The sequence below is a fragment of the Stenotrophomonas sp. S39 genome, assembly GCF_016624665.1.
Taxonomy (GTDB): domain Bacteria; phylum Pseudomonadota; class Gammaproteobacteria; order Xanthomonadales; family Xanthomonadaceae; genus Stenotrophomonas.
Window position 1 is genome coordinate 16269 of sequence record NZ_JACVTT010000050.1, and the last position, 17181, is coordinate 33449.

Consider the following 17181-nt stretch of genomic DNA (forward strand, 5'->3'; position numbering starts at 1 on the left):
CATGGCCGTCCTCATCCGTGATGCCGGCCCGGCCGACATCGCCGCGATCACCGCGATCTACGCGGTGGAAGTGACCGACTTCGTCAACACCTACGAGTACGACATCCCAGACCAGGACGAGATGCTGCGCCGCATGCGCGACATCATCGACCGTGGCTTCCCCTACCTGGTCGCCGAGATCGACGGCCAGGTGGCGGGGTATGCCTACGCCAACACCTACCGCACCCGCGTGGCCTACCAGTGGACCGTGGAGAACTCGGTCTATGTCGACGCTGCCTACCAGGGCAAGGGCGTGGGCACCGGCCTGCTGCAGGCGCTGATCGATGCCTGCGTGGCGCGCGGCTACCGGCAGATGGTGGCGGTGATCGGCGAACCGACCAATACCGCTTCGATCAAGCTGCACGAACGCTTCGGCTTCCACCTGGTGGGCGTGTTCAAGGGCCTGGGCCGCAAGCATGGCCGCTGGCTGGACACCGTGCAGATGCAGCGCGCGCTCGGCGATGGCGCCGACACCGCACCTTCCAATGAATGAATCCATGACTGAAACCCTTCCCGAAACCGGCGACGATCTGTTCGCCGGCCAGCCGGTGCGCGTCGTTGAACGCGACGGCGTGCGTTACACCCTGCTGGGCACCGCCCACGTTTCCCACGCCAGCGTCGAGGCGGTGGAAAAGGCCATCGACAGCGGCCGCTTCGATGCGGTGGCCGTCGAGCTGGACCCGCAGCGCCTGCAGGCGCTGAGCGACCCGGACACGCTGGCCAAGCTGGACCTGGTGGAAGTGATCCGCAAGGGCCGCGTGGCGCTGTTCGCCGCCAACCTGGCCCTGTCGGCCTACCAGCGCCGCCTGGCCGAACAGCTGGGCATCGAGCCCGGTGCCGAGCTGAAGCGCGCGGTGGACCTTGCGCGTGAGCGCGGCCTGCCGGTGCACCTGATCGACCGCGAAGTCGGCCTGACCTTCCGCCGCGCCTCGCAGCGCCTGGGCTTCTTCGGCAAGCTGAAGCTGGTGGCCGGCCTCGGCGCGGGCCTGTTCTCCTCGGAAGAAGTGGGCGAGAACGAGATCGAGAAGCTCAAGCAGGGCGACATGCTGGAATCGAGCTTCGGTGAATTCGCCACCGAAAGCCCGGCGCTGTACGAGACCATCATCGGCGAGCGCGATCGCTACATGGCCACGCGCCTGCGCGAGGAACACAACCCGCAGCTGCGCGAGGTGCTGGCGGTGGTCGGCGCCGGCCACCTGGCCGGGCTGGCGCGCTACCTGGAAACCGACACCGCCGAACCGGCACCGCTGCGCGCGGAACTGGAAGCCGTGCCGAAGAAGCGCAACATCCCATGGCTGACCCTGATCATCCTGGCCATCGTGATCACCGGCGTTGCCGTGGGCTTCTACCGTGGCGGCCTGGGCGTGGGCACCGAACTGCTGGCGACGTGGGCGATGTACACCGGCGGCCTGGCCGGCATCGGCTGCCTGCTGGCCGGCAGCCACCCGCTGAGCATCCTGACCGCGATCGCGGTGGCGCCGTTCAAGCCGTTCCGCCTGAGCATCCCCACCGGCGCGTTCTCGGCGCTGGTGGAAGCGCGCCTGCGCAAGCCGGCCTACGAGGACTTCCTCAAGCTGCGCGACGATGCGCAGAGCCTGAAGGGCTGGTACCGCAACCGCGTCACGCGGGTGGTGCTGACCTTCATGCTGACCAACCTGGGCAGCATGCTGGGCCTGTGGCTGACCGCCGGCAAGGTGTGGGGCAAGGTCGCGGGTTGATTGCAGCACCCCGCCGGGCGTGGCCCGGCGCTACCGGTCACGGCATCGGTAGCGCCCGAGCCCGTGCCCGGGCGGCGCCGCAAGGCGGCAAAAGGTAGAGGCCAACCTTGGTTGGCACCGCCCTGCACGGCAGGAAAAAAAGGGGAGACCGCCCCACTACGACAGGTCTCCCCCCACCACAACACGTTGTCGTGCCCGATAGTCGAGCAAGCTCGACGCTACGCGGCTGTTGCGGCCGCCTTGTCCAGGCCGCGCGCGCGCCGGATCAGGCGTGTCACCGCACTGCGCAGGTCATCCAGCACCGCGTAGATGGTCGGCAGGAACAGCAGGCTGACCACGGTGGAGAACGCCAGGCCGCCGGCAATCGCGCGCGCCATCGGTGCGTACTCCGGGCCATCGCCGAACATCTGCGTATTGGTGAGCGAGATCGGCACCATGGCCAGGATCGCCGTGCCCATCGTCATCATGATCGGCCGCAGGCGCTCGCGTGAGCCCTCCACCAGCGCCTGGGTACGGCCCATGCCGCCGCGCCGCAGGTTGTTGATGTGCTCGATCATCACGATGCCGTTGTTCACCACCACGCCCATCAGCACCAGGATGCCGATGAAGGACATGATGCCGAACGAGGTACCGGTGACCCAGAACAGCCAGAACACGCCGAAGATCGAGAACAGCACGCCACTCATGATCGCCGCCGGGAACAGCAGCGACTCGAACACGGCCGCCATCACCACGTAGATCATCACCAGGGCGATGAGCAGGTTGAACACCATCTGCTGCATCGCCTCGTTGTCGTTGCCGTAGTCACCGCCATCGAAGGTGAAGCCATAGCCGGCGGGGAAGCTCATCGGCTTGAGCACCGCTTCGATCGCCTTGCGGCCATCGGGCGCGGTGATCTTCTCGGCCAGGTTGGCCTTGATGGTGAGGGTGGTCTGGCGGTTGGTACGGCCGATCTGGGTGGCCGACGAACCCACATCGACGCTGACCAGGCTCAGCAGCGGCACGCTGCGGCCATCGCCGGTGCGCACGCTGTAGCTGGCCAGGTCTTCCGGGCTGCTCTGCTCGGCACCGGCGAAGCGCACCCACACCGGCACTTCGTTGTCGCCACGACGGAACTCACGCAGCGGTGCACCGCGCAGGGCCAGGCCGACGAAGCTGGCCACCTGCTCGGCATTGAAGCCGAAGGCCGCGGCGCGCTCGCGGTCGACGTGAACCTTCAGTTCGCCACCCTTCTCGCCGTTGTCGATGCGCACGTCGCGCAGCTCCGGGCGCTGGGCCAGCAGCGGCAGCACTTCCTGGCCGATCTCCTGCAGCATGCTGCTGGAATCACCCACCAGCTGGACCTGCACGCCCTGGTTGCCACCGCCATCGCCGCCCTGGTTGCCGATGAAGTAATCGGCGCGCGCCGACTTCGGCAGACCCTTGCGGATCTCTTCCTGCAGCGCCTTGATGTCCTTGGCGTACTTCTCGTCGATGGTGACGGTGGTCGAGCCACCTTCCTGTTCGCTGTACCAGGAATAGACCTGCTGCACGTGCAGGCGCTCGCGGTTCTGTTCGACCCAGGCTTCAACACGGCCGACTTCCTCGGACATCTGCCGGTAGGTGTAGGCGCCCTTCCACATGTACCCGATGAAGACGTCTTTGCCACCACCGCCGCCGAACATGTCGACCTTGGTCAGCTTCATCGGCACCAGGCTGACCAGCACCACCAGCACGATGCCGAGCAGGCTCCAGCCGCGATGGCGCAGCGACCAGTCCAGCAGGCGGGCATAGTGGCGCTGCAGCCGCGCGATCACGCCGGTCTGCGAATGCAGCAGCTTGGGCGTGGCCATGCGCGCGGACAGCATCGGGATCAGGCTGACCGCCACCAGCCACGAGGCCAGCAGCGAGACCGAGATGGTGATCGCGATCTGCGCCATGAAGATGCTGATGTTGTTGGTTTCGCCGAACAGGTTGGGCACGAACACGATGCAGTGGCACAGGGTGCCGGCACTGAGCGCGATGGCCACGTTGCGGGTACCGATGATGGAGGCCAGGCGCGGCTGCCCCGGCATGCGCTCGCGTTCCTGGTAGATGCTTTCCACCACCACCACGGCGTTGTCCACCAGCATGCCGACGGCCAGCAGCAGGCCCATCATGGTCAGGATGTTCAGCGTCACCCCGGCGAAGTACATGAAGCCCAGGGTGATGGTGAAGCAGATCGGGATCGCCAGGGTCACCATCAGCGTGGACGGCCAGTGGCGCAGGAAGAAGAACAGCACCGTGACCGACAGGATCAGGCCGACCGCACCGGCTTCGGCCAGTTCCAGCAGCGAGGAGGTAACCGCCTTGCCCTGGTTGTCGATCACTTTGATCTGCACATCACGCATCGAGTCCTGTGCGCGGATCGCCTCGACTTCGGCCAGGGCAGCGCGCGAGACATCCACCAGGTTGGCGCTGCGCTCCTTGAAGATGTCCAGGCCGATGGCCGGGTTGCCGTCCAGGCGGCGCCCGTAGTTCATGCGCGCCGGCTTCAGGCGCACCTCGGCGATGTCACCCAGGCGCAGGCCCTTGGCGTTGATCACAAGGTCACGCATTTCCTGCAGGTCGGTGATCTCGCCCACCGGCTGCACGCGCACGCGCTGTCCGTTGTCGTTGATCTGCCCGGCCGAGATCGAGAAGTTCAACGTGCGCAGGCGGTCGCTGAGTTCGTTGATGCTCAGGCCATGCGCGCTGAGCCGGTCCGGATCGATGGCGATCTCGACCTCGTTCGGCGGCGCGCCGGTGATGTCCACGCGCGCCACGCCCGGGATGCGCTCGATGCGCCGCTTGAACTCGCGGTCGAGCATGTCATAGGCGGCGGTCAGGTCGGTGGCGCTGGCCAGGCGTACCTTCAGCACCGGCTGGTCGCTGCTGGACCACTTGAACACGTTGTAGCGCTGCAGGTCGTCGGGCAGGTCGCTGCGGATGGCATCGATGCGCTCGCGTGCATCGGAGGCCGCGATGGCGATGTCACGGTCCCAGTCGCTGAACTCGATGAAGATCGAGGCGGCTTCGGACGTGGCCTGCGAGCGCATGCGCTTGATGCCGGTCATCGTCGCCAGCGATTCCTCCACCGGGCGGATGATGGTCCGCTCCACCTCTTCCGGGGTCGAGCCGGTATAGGGAATCTGCACGAACAGGAACGGCGCGGAGATGTCCGGCAGCGCCTCCAGCGGCAGCCGGAACGAGGCGATCAAGCCCACCACCACCAGCGACACGAAACACATGATGGTGGTGACCGGGCGGCGGATGGAGAACTCGGCGACGCTCATGCCGGTTCCTCCGCGCCGCCGCTGTGGCCAGCCTCGGCAGCGTGCAGGCCTTCGCCGGCATGCTTGCGGCCGCGCTCGCGGTAGTAGGCATCGCCGCGGCGGTCCATCAGGTCGTACACCACCGGGATGACCAGCAGGGTCAGCAGGGTCGACACCAGCAGGCCGCCGATGACGGTGATCGCCATCGGTGCGCGCACCTCGGCGCCCTCGCCCATCGCCACCGCCAGCGGCAGGAAGCCGAACAGGGTGCACAGGGTGGTCATGATGATCGGCCGCAGGCGCGACCGCGCACCTTCCACCAGTGCCTCGTGCTTGGCCACACCGGCTTCGCGTAGCTGGTTGACCTTGTCGATCAGGATGATCGCGTTCTTGGTGACCAGCCCGACCAGCAGGATCAGGCCGATGAACACCACCACCGAAATGGGCTTGCCGGTCATCAGCAGCGCCAGGATCGCGCCGACCAGGGCCAGCGGGATGGTGAACAGGATGACGAACGGGTGCAGCAGCGATTCGAACTGCGAGGCCATCACCAGGTAGACCAGGAAGATGGCCAGGCCGAAGGCGAAGATCAGCGACTTGGCAGCCTGTGCCAGCTCCTCGCCCTGGCCGCCGATGTGCAGGCCGACGCCGGCGCCGAGCGGCTGCTCGGCCACCATCTGCTGCACCTCGCGCATGGCCGCGCCCAGGTCGATGTCGCGCAGGTTGGCCGACACCACGGCCACGCGGGTCTGGTCAGCGCGATGGATCTCGCTGGGGCCGGTGGTAGCGACCACATCGGCCACCGCATCCAGGGTGACCGGACGGCTGCTGCCCGGGTTCACGATCAGGCGGCGGATGCTGTCCACGCTGGCACGGTCCCCCTCCTGCGCACGCACCAGCACATCGATCTTGCGATCACGGAAGCTGTAGCGGGTGGCCACGTCGCCACGCACCTTCTTCACCACCACATCGGCGATCTGGCGGGTGGTCAGGCCCAGTGCACCGGCGCGTTCCTGGTCGAAGCGGATCTGGATTTCCGGGAAACCCTCTTCCACCGTCGACTTCACATCGGCGTAGTGCGCGTTGCTGCGCAGCAGGGCTGCCAGGCGCTGGCCGGCCTGCTCCAGGGTGGCCATGTCCTGCCCGCGCAGCTCGATTTCCAGTGGCGTGGAGAAGCTGAACAACGCCGGGCGCGCGAAGTCGACCTGGGCACCAGGGTGCTGGCCCATGGTGTCACGCAGGCGCTCGGTGATCTCCGCTTCGGTGCGTGCGTTGCCGCCGCCTTCCATCACCACGGTCAGCTTGCCGATGTTTTCGCCGCTCTCGGTCGGGCTGGCATCCAGCCGCGTGCCGCTGCCGCTGACGCCGTACAGCGAAGCCACGCCTTCCCCCTCGCCGTGTGCCAGCTGCAGCTCGCGCACCAGCGCATCGGTCTGCTTCAGCGGCGTGCCGGCGGGCAGCTTCACCGTCATTTCGAAGCGGTCCTGGGCCAGCTGCGGAATCAGGTCGGCACCGAGCATCGGCACCAGGGCCATGGTGCCGACAAAGGCCAGCGCGGCCAGGCCCAGCACCTTGCCGGGATGGGCAAGCGCATTGGGCAGCAGGCGCAGGTAGCCACGCTCGGCGCCGGCATAGGGCTTCATCGCGATGTCGCTGGCCTTGCGCATGACCGGCCCGACCACGGCGACCACGCCGCGCCACAGGCGCACCACCAGCCAGGCCAGGGCGAAGAAGCTCCAGCGCACGCTGGCCACGACGCCACGACGGCCCAGCGCGACCGGCTTCTGCCAGCGGCTCTGCGGGTGCCACGGTTCGGCAGCGGCTTCTTCCGGGAAGGCCAGCGGCGGCCGGCCCTTCAGCGAGCTCAGCATCGGGATCAGGGTCATCGACACCAGCAGCGAGATCGCGATGGCAATGGCCACGGTCAGCGCCTGGTCGCGGAACAGCTGGCCGGCGATGCCATCGACGAACACCAGCGGCAGGAACACCGCGATGGTGGTCAGGGTGGACGCCACCACCGCCATGCTCACTTCGCGGGTACCGACGATGGCCGCCTGCAGGATGCCCAGGCCACGCTCGCGCGCCTTGGCGATGCTTTCCAGCACCACGATCGAATCGTCCACCACCAGGCCGGTGGCCAGCGCCAGGCCGCCCAGCGACATCACGTTCAAGCTCAGGCCGAGCTGGCCCATGAAGAAGAACGTGGCGATGATCGAGACCGGCAGCGACAGGCTGATCACGAAGGTGGACCAGCCATCGCGCAGGAACAGGAAGATGATCAGGATGGCCAGCAGGCCGCCGATCACCGCGTCCTTCTTGACGTCACTGATGGCGTGTTCGATGAAGCGCGACTGGTCCTCGATGGTGGTCAGTTCGGCATCGCCGGGGAAGGTGGCCTTGATCTGTTCCAGGCGCTTGCGCAGCGCTTCGGCGGTGGCCACGGTATTTGCGTCGCCTTCCTTGTAGATCGCCAGCTCGACCGACTCCTTGCCACCCAGGCGGATGATCGCCTCGCGCTCCTTGTAGCCCTGGCGCACGGTTGCCACATCCTTCAGGCGTACCGGCACGCCGTTGGCAACGACGCTGGAGCCGCCGCCGGAGGAGGCGCTCTGCGCCGCCGACGCCGCAGCGACGGCCGCTGCCGAACCGGTGGACGCAGCGATGTTGAACATCTGCTGCAGGGCCGAATCGGCCGCGCTGCCGTTGGACGACTGGGTGGTGACCAGCAGGTTGCGGATCTCTTCCAGATCGGCGAACTGGTTGACGGTGCGCACCAGGAAGCGCTGCGAGCCCTCCTCCAGGCGCCCGCCGGAAATGTTGATGTTCTCTTCCTTCAACCGCTTGATGACGGTGTCGATGGGCAGGTTGAGCTGGGCCAGCTTCTGCTGGTCGATGTCCACCTGGATCTCGTCTTCCAGGCCACCGCCGACCTTCACTGCAGCCACGCCAGTCACCGGCTCCAGTTTCTTCTTCAGGTCTTCGTCGGCATAGCGGCGCAGGCCGGTCAGTTCGCGGATGGCGTCCTCATCGCTGGTCGGCGCCGCCTTGGTCGACAGCACCAGGCGCATGATCGGCTCGGTGGACGGATTGAAGCGCAGCAGCACCGGGGCCTTGGCCTCCAGTGGCAGGTTCAGCGCTTCCATCTTGTCGCGCACCTCCAGGCTGGCCTGGTCCATGTTGGTGCCCCAGGCAAACTCGAGCACCACATCGCTCTGCCCGGTGCGCGAAACCGACTTCAGCTTGCGCAGGTTCTTGACCACGCCCACGGCTTCTTCCACCGGCTGGGTGATCAGGCTTTCGATTTCGGTCGGTGCCGCGCCGGTGTATTCGGTGCGCACGGTCAAGGTGGGATAGCTCAGGTCGGGCAGCAGGTTGACCTTGAGGTTGCCCAGCGCGATCAGGCCGAACAGCAGCAGCGTGACCGTGCACATGGCGATGGTGACGCGGCGGCGGGTGGCGAATTCCACCAGGCCGCCGCGCAGGCCGGCAGCGGCGCCATCGCCGCCCGGCGAGGCACCGTGGTCGTGTCCCGGGGCGCTCATTGCTGGCTCCCGGCCTTGTCTGCGGATTTACCGGCGGCCACGGTGGCCGGCTTGGCCTTGGCAGCCTTGGGATCGGCGATGACCTGCACGGCGGTGCCGTCGCGCAGGGCGACCTTGCCGGCGGTGACAATCCTGTCGCCGGCGGCCAGGCCTTCGCGGATCTCCACCCAGGGGCCTTCGGCATAGCCCAGCTTCACCGGTACGCGCGCCACCTTGCCTTCGCGCACGCGGAACACCGCCGGCTCGCCGTCGTCGAGGATGGCCAGGCGCGGCACCACCAGGGCGTCGGCGCGCTGGTCGTAGTCGATGCGGATGCGTCCGAACATGCCGGGTTGCAGCGCGTGCTCGGTGCCGTTGAAGGCGCTGACCACGCGGAACGTGCCGCTGCCCGAATCGACCACCGGCGCGATGCGGTCGACGGTGCCGGTGAAAGTCTTGCCCGGCAGCGCATCGGCCGAGAGCACGACCGGCTGGCCGGCGCGCAGCGTCGCCAGTTCGCGCTCGGGCACGTTGAGGGTGGCTTCCAGCTGGGAGTTGTCGACGATGCGGAAGATCGGCGTGTTGATCTGCACGAAGTTGCCGGTCTTGATTGAGCGCGAGGCGATCACCCCGGAGATCGGCGCCACCACCGTGGTGTAGGACAGTTCCAGCGTCGCCAGGCGGTACTGCGCGCGCATGTTTTCCAGGTCGTAGCGCAGCTGGTCGACGTCGGAGGCACTGACCATCTGCTGGCCGACCAGCTTCTGTGCACGCTGGTAGTTGTTCTCCAGCTTGCGCATCTGCGCTTCGCTCTGCGCCACGGCCAGGCGCGCACGGTCAGGGTCCAGGCGTACCAGCGGCTGGCCGGCGGTCACCCGCTGGCCCTCCTCGACCAGCACCGCCAGCGCCACGCCGGAGGTCTTGGCCACCACCTGCGATTCGGCGCGCGGTTCCAGCGCAGCGGTGCCGGTGTAGCTGGCTGCCACGGCGCGGTGGCTGGCCACGGCCACTTCCACCGGGACCGCGTCGACCTTCTTCTCGTCCTTGGTTTCGGCCGCCTTGGCTTCGGAATTGGGGCCCGCGGCGCAACCGCCCAGCAGCAGGGAGGTGGAGATCAGCAGGGCAGCGGCACAGAGTCCAGTGCGGCGGCCGGGCAGGAAGGTTGGGTGCGACATCGTCAGATCCCTGGAGGATGCGTGGGCAGGTGTGGTAGCAAAGTAATGCACCACTTCACGGCAACACCATATCCCAAAGGTCATGGTGCCTTCACGCCGCTGGTCGGCCCGTCCCCATTTCAGCTAGATGAAACCTGAGGCTATACTCGGGTCGTTCCGTACCCCACGCCGGAACGACCAGACCCGAATCCCCGGATAACGACATCATGCGCCCGCAGCCGCTCGCCGCTTGTCTCGCTCTGGCCGTCCTCCTGCCCCTCGGGGCCGCCGCACAGCCCGCTCCTGCTCCTGCAGCACCCGCCCCGGCTCCGGCCCAGGCCACCCCGCCCGCTGCCGCCGCCCCGGCCGGCAACTTCGATAATGGCCGGGTGCTGGCCTATACCTGCCAGGGCTGCCACGGCATCACCGGTTACAAGAACGCCTACCCCAGTTACCGGGTACCGAAGATCGGTGGCCAGACCCAGCAGTACCTGACCCAGGCCCTGACCGAGTACCGCCAGGGCAAGCGCCGGCATCCAACGATGCAGGCGCAGTCGATGAGCTTCAGCGAACAGGAGATCGCCGATCTCGCTGTTTACCTGTCCACCGTCAAGTAAGGCCCGCCCATGTCGAAAGCCGCGCATACGATGCGTCACGCCATCGCCCTGTCCGTTGCCCTGCTGCTGGCGGCCTGCTCGCAGTCGCAGGTGGAAAGCAGTGAAAAATCGGCCGGCGACCCTGGCCACGCCAGTGGCGAACACGGTTCGTCCTCCTCGGCCGGCCTGCCGCCGGGCCGCGAGGCAGCCGGTGAAGCCCGCGCCAAGGTGAAGGGCAAGGCGACCAACCAGAGCTGCATTGATTGCCATGGTGCCGACGGCAACGCGCCGATCGACCCGACCTACCCCAAGCTGGGTGGCCAGTACGGCGATTACCTGGCCCATGCCCTGCAGGCCTACCGGGCCGGCGACCGCCAGCATGCGTTGATGACGCCGCAGGCGAAGGACCTGAGCGACCAGGACATCGCCGACCTGGCGGCGTACTTCGGCAGCCGGCCGAGCCAGCTGCGGGATCTGCACGGGGTCAAATAACCCCCGGCATTCCGGTGGGTGCGGACCGTTGGTGGTGGGTGCGGACCGTTGGTCCGCACTGACGGACCCATCCACGCAGGGCGTGGATCTACCCGGCGTCGGCGTCGGTAGGTGCGGACCGTTGGTCCGCACGAATCCCGCGCAATCAGCCTTCCAGCTCTTCCCAGCGCGCGTAGGCGGCATCCAGCTCGGCCTGCACCTTGGCCAGCTGCTGGGTGTGCGAGGTCACTTCGGCACTGCTGCGGGTGTAGAACGACGGGTCGTTCATCGCCGCAGTCAGTCCTTCGACATCGCCTTCCAGCTTCTCGATGGTCTTGGGCAGCTGTTCCAGCTCGCGTGCTTCCTTGTAAGCCAGCTTGCGCTTGGGTGCGGCCGGCACCGCAGCCGCCGCGGCGGCCGGTGCAGCAGCGGCCGGCTTGGTGGCGGGCGCAGCGGCAGGCGTAGCCACGCTGGCCGCATAGCGCTGCCAGTCGGTGTAGCCGCCCACGTACTCGCCAATCACGCCATCGCCTTCCATCACCAGCGTGGAGGTCACCACGTTGTCGATGAAATCACGATCATGGCTGACCAGCAGCAGGGTGCCGGTGTATTCACCCAGCAGCTCTTCCAGCAGCTCCAGGGTTTCCACGTCCAGGTCGTTGGTCGGTTCGTCCATCACCAGCAGGTTGGACGGCTGTGCGAACAGCTTGGCCAGCAGCAGGCGGTTGCGTTCACCACCGGACAGGCGGGTGATCGGCGCGCGCGCACGCTCGGGGGTGAACATGAAGTCCTGCAGGTAGGCATGCACGTGCTTGCGCTTGCCGTTGAACTCGAGGAAATCGCGGCCTTCGGCCACGTTCTCGATCGCGCTCCAATCCTCGCGCAGCACCGCACGGTACTGGTCGAAATAGGCGATCTGCAGGTTGGTACCGGCGTTGACTTCACCCTTGGCCGGCTGCAGTTCGCCCAGCAGCAGCTTCAGCAGCGTGGTCTTGCCGCTGCCGTTGGGGCCGATCAGGCCGATACGGTCGCCACGCAGGATGGTGGTGGTGAAGTCGCGGACCATGGTGCGCTCGCCGAAGGCGAACGAAACGTCCTTGACGTCGATGACCTTCTTGCCGGAGCTGACGCCCTGCGCCGCTTCCATCTTGACGTTGCCGCTGAGGTCGCGGCGCTGCGAACGCTCGTTGCGCATCGCCTTCAGGCGGCGCACGCGGCCTTCATCGCGGGTGCGGCGGGCCTTGATGCCCTGCCGGATCCAGACTTCTTCCTGCGCCAGCAGCTTGTCGAAGCGAGCGTTTTCCTGCGCCTGCGCGTTGAGGCGTTCCTCGCGGCGGCGCTCGTAGTTGGCCCAGTCGCCCGGCCAGCTGGTGACCTGGCCGCGGTCGATCTCGACGATGCGGGTGGCCAGAGCGCGCAGGAAGCGGCGGTCATGGGTGACGAACACCACGCTGCCGCTCCAGCCCTTCAGGAACGCTTCGAGCCAGTCGATGGCTTCGATGTCGAGGTGGTTGGTCGGTTCGTCCAGCAGCAGCACATCGGGACTGGACACCAGCGCGCGGGCCAGCAGCACGCGGCGCTTCATGCCGCCGGACAGGCGGCCGAACTCGGCCTCGCCATCCAGGTCGAGCTTGGTGAGGGTTTCGCTGACGCGCTGGTCCAGGCCCCAGCCGTTGGCGGCGTCGATCTTGGCCTGCACGTTGCCCAGGGCTTCGCCATCGAAGACCTCGGCATGGCTGAGGTGGTGGAACTCGGCCAGCCACTGGCCCAGTTCGCCCAGGCCATCGGCCACGACGTCGAACACCGAGCCGGCAGCGCCATGCGGCACTTCCTGCTCCAGGCGGGTCACGCGGACGCCCTGCTGCACGCGTACTTCGCCGTCATCGGGCTTGTGGTCACCGGACAGCAGCTTGAGCAGGGTGGATTTGCCGGCGCCGTTGCGGCCGATCAGGGCGATGCGTTCGCCCGGCTCGATCGACAGTTCGGCCTTTTCCAGCAACAACGGGCCGCCGACGCTGAAGTCGACGTTCTGTAGGGTAATCAGAGGCATCCGGCCATTGTACCGGTTGCCGGGCCTGCCTGGCGGCGACCGGACCGGTCAAGTCCAGGGTGCTCTACTGCCCGCCCTGCGCCGACGGCCTCACCCGGCGCCCATGAAGCGACGGATCAGGCTGCCGCCTTGATCTTCCTGACCGCTGGGGTCAATGCAAAGCAGTCTTCCAATGGCTCCCCCTCGAGCGCCCAGTACTCGATCAGATCGCGGTGCTGGTGACGGTCCCGGGAGAGCGCTGCAAGCACGGCGGCGATGCTGCCATCCGCAGGCCCCACGCCCGAAGACAGCAGATCGTTGCTCACATCAAGCGCCAGGAGCATCAATTCATCCCTGACGTCAGGCGGATAGCCGCCGGTGTGATACGCCGTCATGTATCGATCCAGCCATGCCCTGGTTCGATACTCCTCAGGGAGTTCGCAGGCCCAGTCCTGGGTGAATTCATTTCCCGGCGGCAGGCCAAGATCGATACGGATCCTGTCTACCGGGCGCATCTGCCATTCCATTGTTTCGCCTGCCGCGCAAAGGCTTGAGAGGGAAGAAGGTGTTTTCCCTGCAACGCGAAGTCGTTGACCAGTACCTCAAGCCACCCAGGGAACACATCAGTCTCACGATGGTAGAGCAGCTTTCAGGATCCAATCACTGCTTCATTGCCTCCGGGTACCGCTGGGCCACCTCCCCCAGCAACGCCTGCAGGCCCGGCAGCCATTGCTTGCCCGGGTGGCGTACCAGCCACAACGTGCGTTGCAGGGCGGGCAGCGGGGTCTCCAGCACACGCAGGCGGCCCAGGGCCAGCGGCTCTTCCAGCGCGTGACGCGACAGGCAGGCCACGCCGAGGCCGGCGATGGCGGCCTGCTTGATGGCTTCGGTATTGCCCAGCTGCAGGGTCTGGGCGAAGCCGTGCAGGTGTGGCAGCAACGCCTGTTCCACCGCTTCACGGGTGCCGGAACCTGGCTCGCGCAGCAGCCAGCGGGCGCCGCGCAGTTCGTCCAGCGACCAGCGCGCGGGCGCGTCGGCGGCAGCCACGATCACCAGCGGGTCCTGCTGCCACGGGGTCACCTGCAGGCCACGCTCGTGGCACGGGCCCTCGATCAGGCCGGCATCAACGTCCAGGCGCTGCACGGCGGCGACCACGCCCGCGCTGTTGTCGATGCGAAGGTCGACCTCGGCCTGGGGGGCCTGCCGCAACAGCGCGGCAATGCGCGGCGGCAGCAGGTAATTGCCGATGGTGGTACTGGCGGCCAGCACCAGCCGCAGTGGCGCGCCCTGGCCGGGATCGCCACCGGCAGCGAGCTGGCGTTCCAGATCGGCGGCGTTGACCAGCAGCGCACGGGCCGGTTCCAGCAGGGCGCGGCCATGGCCGTTAAGGGCCAGGCGGCGACCAATGCGGTCGAACAGCGGCGTGCCGAAATGGGCCTCCAGTTCCTGCAGGGCGGCGCTGCTGGCCGACTGTGAAAGCGCGATCGCCTGGCCGGCGGCGGTGGTGCTGCCATGGTCGGCAATGGCCACGAAGACCTGCAGCTGGCGCAGCGTCAAGCGCATGGCGGTTACCTGCTAGATAGGTAGGTTTCAAGCATATTATTCGTTTTACGGGTCGATCGGGCACGCGCAGTCTGTACGCATCTCCTCAGCCCCTGTCCCGCCATGAACGCCTCCACCCTGTCCCCCTGGTCCCTGCCCGCCCTGCGCCAGCGCTGGCAGCCGCGCCTGCCCGGTCTGCTGCTGGTGGGCCTGGTGGCGGCGGCATCACTGTCTCTGGCCGAGCTGCCCTGGCTGCAGGCCCATGGCCTGAGTGCACTGACCGTGGCCATTGTCGCCGGCATCGTGGTCGGCAATACGTTCTACCCGCGGCTGGCGCCGGGCAGCGCAGCCGGTGTCGGCTTTTCCAAGCACTGGCTGCTGCGCGCCGGCATCGTGCTGTATGGCCTGCGCCTGACCTTCCAGGACATCGGCCATGTGGGCGTGGCCGGCGTGGCGATGGATGCACTGGTGGTGGCCAGCACCTTCGGGCTTGCGTGCTGGCTGGGCGTGCGTGTTTTCAGGATGGACCGTGAGGCGGCGATGCTGATCGGCGCCGGCAGCGCCATCTGCGGCGCGGCGGCGGTGATGGCCGCCGAGCCGGTGGTGCGCGGGCGGGCGGCCCAGGTCACCGTGGCGGTCTCGACGGTCGTGGTGTTCGGCACGCTGGCGATGTTCCTGTACCCGGCGCTGTATGCACTGGTGCAGTCGCATGGCTGGCTGGCCATGGACGCGCGCCAGTACGGGCTGTTCACCGGTGCGACCGTGCACGAGGTGGCGCAGGTGGTGGCCGCTGGCCGCGCGGTAAGCGAGTCGGCCGCCGATACCGCCGTCATCACCAAGATGGTGCGGGTGATGCTGCTGGCGCCGTTCCTGGTGGTGCTGTCGCTGTGGCTGGCACGCGGCGGCAAGGCAGCGGCCGATGGCAGCGCGCCGCGCATCGTGGTGCCGTGGTTCGCGTTCGGGTTCGTGGCGGTGGCCGGTTTCAATTCGCTGCATCTGCTGCCGGCGGGCGTGCAGGCCGGGCTGGTTCAGCTGGATACCGTGCTGCTGGCGATGGCGATGGCCGCGCTGGGCCTGACCACGCATGTGTCGGCGCTGCGCCAGGCCGGGTTGAAGCCGCTGCTGCTGGCATCGATCCTGTTCGCGTGGCTGCTGCTGGGTGGGCTGGCCATCCACCAGGGTGTGCTGGCGGTGCTGGGCTGAGCGCCGGGGCGATGCCATCCACGCATGGCGTGGATCTACTGGATCGCGGTAGATCCACGCCATGCGTGGATGCAGCCCCGCCCCGGTAGATCCACGCCACGCGTGGATGCAGCCCCGCCCCGGTAGATCCACGCCACGCGTTGATGAAGGCCCGGAGCGGGACCGGCCCCACGCACAGGTACAATGTGCCATGACTGACTTTTCGACCCTGCCGCTGAGCCCGGCCCTGCAGCCCGGCCTGGACGCCCTCGGCTATACCACTCTCACGCCGATCCAGGCGCAGAGCCTGCCGGCGATCCTGGATCGCCGCGATGTGATTGCACAGGCGCCGACCGGCAGCGGCAAGACCGCCGCCTTCGGCCTTGGCCTGCTGCAGGCCATCGACCCCAGCCTGATCCGCGTGCAGGCGCTGGTGCTGTGCCCCACCCGCGAACTGGCTGACCAGGTTGCCAAGCAGATCCGCAAGCTGGCCACCGGCATTCCCAACCTGAAGCTGCTGCTGCTGGTCGGTGGCGTGCCGCTGGGCCCGCAGCTGGCCTCGCTGGAAGGCCATGATCCGCACGTGGTGGTCGGCACCCCCGGCCGCGTGCAGGAGCTGGCCCGCAAGCGCGCCCTGAACCTGGGCGCGGTGCGCACCCTGGTGCTGGACGAAGCCGACCGCATGCTGGACATGGGCTTTGAAGAGCCGATCCGCGAGATCGCCGGACGCACCCACAAGGAGCGGCAGAGCCTGCTGTTCTCGGCCACCTTCCCCGACAGCATCCGCGAGATCGCCCGCGACCTGCTGCGCGATGCGGTGGAAGTGACCGTGGAAGGCGCCGACCAGGCCCCGGCCATCCGCCACCTGTTCTGCGAAGTGGAACCGGCGCACCGGCAGAAGGCGCTGGCCGGCCTGCTGCTGAAGTACACGCCGGAATCGGCGGTGGTGTTCTGCAACACCCGCAAGGACGTGGACGAGGTCGCCAACTCGCTGCAGCAGTTCGGGTTCTCGGCGCTGGCCCTGCATGGCGACATGGAACAGCGTGACCGCGAGGAAGTGCTGCTTCGCCTGGCCAACCGCAGCTGCAACGTGCTGGTGGCCAGCGACGTCGCCGCGCGCGGCCTGGACGTGGAAGAGCTGGCAGCGGTGATCAACTACGAGCTGCCCACCGACGTGGAAAGCTACCAGCACCGCGTGGGCCGTACCGGCCGCGCCGGTGCCAGCGGCCTGGCGATCAGCCTGGTGGCCGGCCGCGAGAAGACCCGTGCCGAGGCGGTGGAAGCCCATATGGGCCAGCCGCTGGACTGGCAGAAGACGCCGCTGGCGACTTCGCGCCCGGCCGAGCTGCCGCAGGCGGCGATGCGCACCCTGCGCATCGATGGCGGCAAGACCGACAAGCTGCGCGCAGGTGACATCCTCGGCGCGCTCACCGGTGACGCCGGCCTTTCGGCCAAGCACATCGGCAAGATCGCGATTTTCCCGACCCGTTCCTACGTGGCCATCGCCCGTGAGCAGGTCAACAAGGCGGTCGCGAAGCTGGAAGCCGGCAAGATCAAGGGCCGTCGCTTCCGCGTGCGGATGATGTAACGGTCAAGGTGTGCGCCGGGGGGGGGCCCGGGGGGCCCGCGTGGGCGGGGGGTGGCCCGGGGCCGGCCC

At 67.6% G+C, this 17181-nt stretch carries 11 protein-coding genes and 1 pseudogene; 6 read left to right on the plus strand and 6 right to left on the minus strand.

Annotated elements, in window-relative coordinates:
* Position 1 precedes the first annotated feature (1 nt).
* Together IAE41_RS13695 and IAE41_RS13700 are read left to right on the plus strand one after the other, a co-directional pair.
* Positions 2-532, plus strand: coding sequence for a GNAT family N-acetyltransferase (locus tag IAE41_RS13695; protein ID WP_079221609.1), 531 nt, complete (start codon positions 2-4; stop codon positions 530-532).
* A complete protein-coding gene (locus IAE41_RS13700) occupies positions 525-1757 on the plus strand; it encodes a TraB/GumN family protein (RefSeq protein WP_079221608.1) in 1233 nt (410 codons plus the stop codon). The genes IAE41_RS13695 and IAE41_RS13700 overlap by 8 nt, the downstream gene beginning before the upstream one ends.
* Before the next feature lie 218 nt (positions 1758-1975).
* Here IAE41_RS13700 and IAE41_RS13705 read toward each other — a convergent pair whose 3' ends face one another.
* From IAE41_RS13705 to IAE41_RS13715, 3 genes and pseudogenes are all read right to left on the minus strand, one after another.
* Positions 1976-5050, minus strand: coding sequence for an efflux RND transporter permease subunit (locus IAE41_RS13705; protein WP_079221607.1), 3075 nt, complete (start codon positions 5048-5050; stop codon positions 1976-1978).
* Positions 5047-8505, minus strand: a pseudogene (locus IAE41_RS13710) (efflux RND transporter permease subunit); the annotation flags it as partial. The pseudogene IAE41_RS13710 and the gene IAE41_RS13705, both read right to left, overlap by 4 nt.
* A 62-nt stretch (positions 8506-8567) precedes the next feature.
* On the minus strand, positions 8568-9725 hold the full coding sequence (locus tag IAE41_RS13715) for an efflux RND transporter periplasmic adaptor subunit (RefSeq protein ID WP_200733487.1): 1158 nt from the start codon (positions 9723-9725) through the stop codon (positions 8568-8570).
* 206 nt (positions 9726-9931) lie between these two features.
* Here IAE41_RS13715 and IAE41_RS13720 point away from each other — a divergent pair, with 206 nt between their 5' ends.
* Positions 9932-10321, plus strand: coding sequence for a c-type cytochrome (locus tag IAE41_RS13720; RefSeq protein ID WP_108746511.1), 390 nt, complete (start codon positions 9932-9934; stop codon positions 10319-10321).
* A 9-nt stretch (positions 10322-10330) separates the two neighbouring features.
* Entirely contained in the window at positions 10331-10792 is a 462-nt protein-coding gene (locus IAE41_RS13725) for a cytochrome c (protein ID WP_079221603.1), read from the plus strand.
* Positions 10793-10937: 145 nt separating this feature from the next.
* Here IAE41_RS13725 and IAE41_RS13730 read toward each other — a convergent pair whose 3' ends face one another.
* The 3 genes from IAE41_RS13730 to IAE41_RS13740 all read right to left on the minus strand — a co-directional run bounded on the left by IAE41_RS13730 (position 10938) and on the right by IAE41_RS13740 (position 14363).
* Entirely contained in the window at positions 10938-12821 is a 1884-nt protein-coding gene (locus tag IAE41_RS13730) for an ATP-binding cassette domain-containing protein (RefSeq protein ID WP_200733488.1), read from the minus strand.
* 116 nt (positions 12822-12937) lie between these two features.
* Positions 12938-13315, minus strand: coding sequence for a hypothetical protein (locus tag IAE41_RS13735; RefSeq protein WP_200733489.1), 378 nt, complete (start codon positions 13313-13315; stop codon positions 12938-12940).
* 145 nt (positions 13316-13460) lie between these two features.
* Positions 13461-14363 carry a LysR family transcriptional regulator gene (locus tag IAE41_RS13740; RefSeq protein WP_200733490.1) on the minus strand — a complete coding sequence of 301 codons (903 nt, stop codon included), beginning with the start codon at positions 14361-14363 and terminating at the stop codon, positions 13461-13463.
* Between the two features lie 102 nt (positions 14364-14465).
* Here IAE41_RS13740 and IAE41_RS13745 point away from each other — a divergent pair, with 102 nt between their 5' ends.
* Together IAE41_RS13745 and dbpA are read left to right on the plus strand one after the other, a co-directional pair.
* Positions 14466-15545: a YeiH family protein gene (locus IAE41_RS13745; protein WP_200733491.1), complete on the plus strand. Its 1080-nt coding sequence runs from the start codon at positions 14466-14468 to the stop codon at positions 15543-15545.
* 190 nt (positions 15546-15735) lie between these two features.
* A complete protein-coding gene (dbpA, locus tag IAE41_RS13750; RefSeq protein ID WP_200733492.1) occupies positions 15736-17112 on the plus strand; it encodes an ATP-dependent RNA helicase DbpA in 1377 nt (458 codons plus the stop codon).
* Positions 17113-17181: the final 69 nt, after the last annotated feature.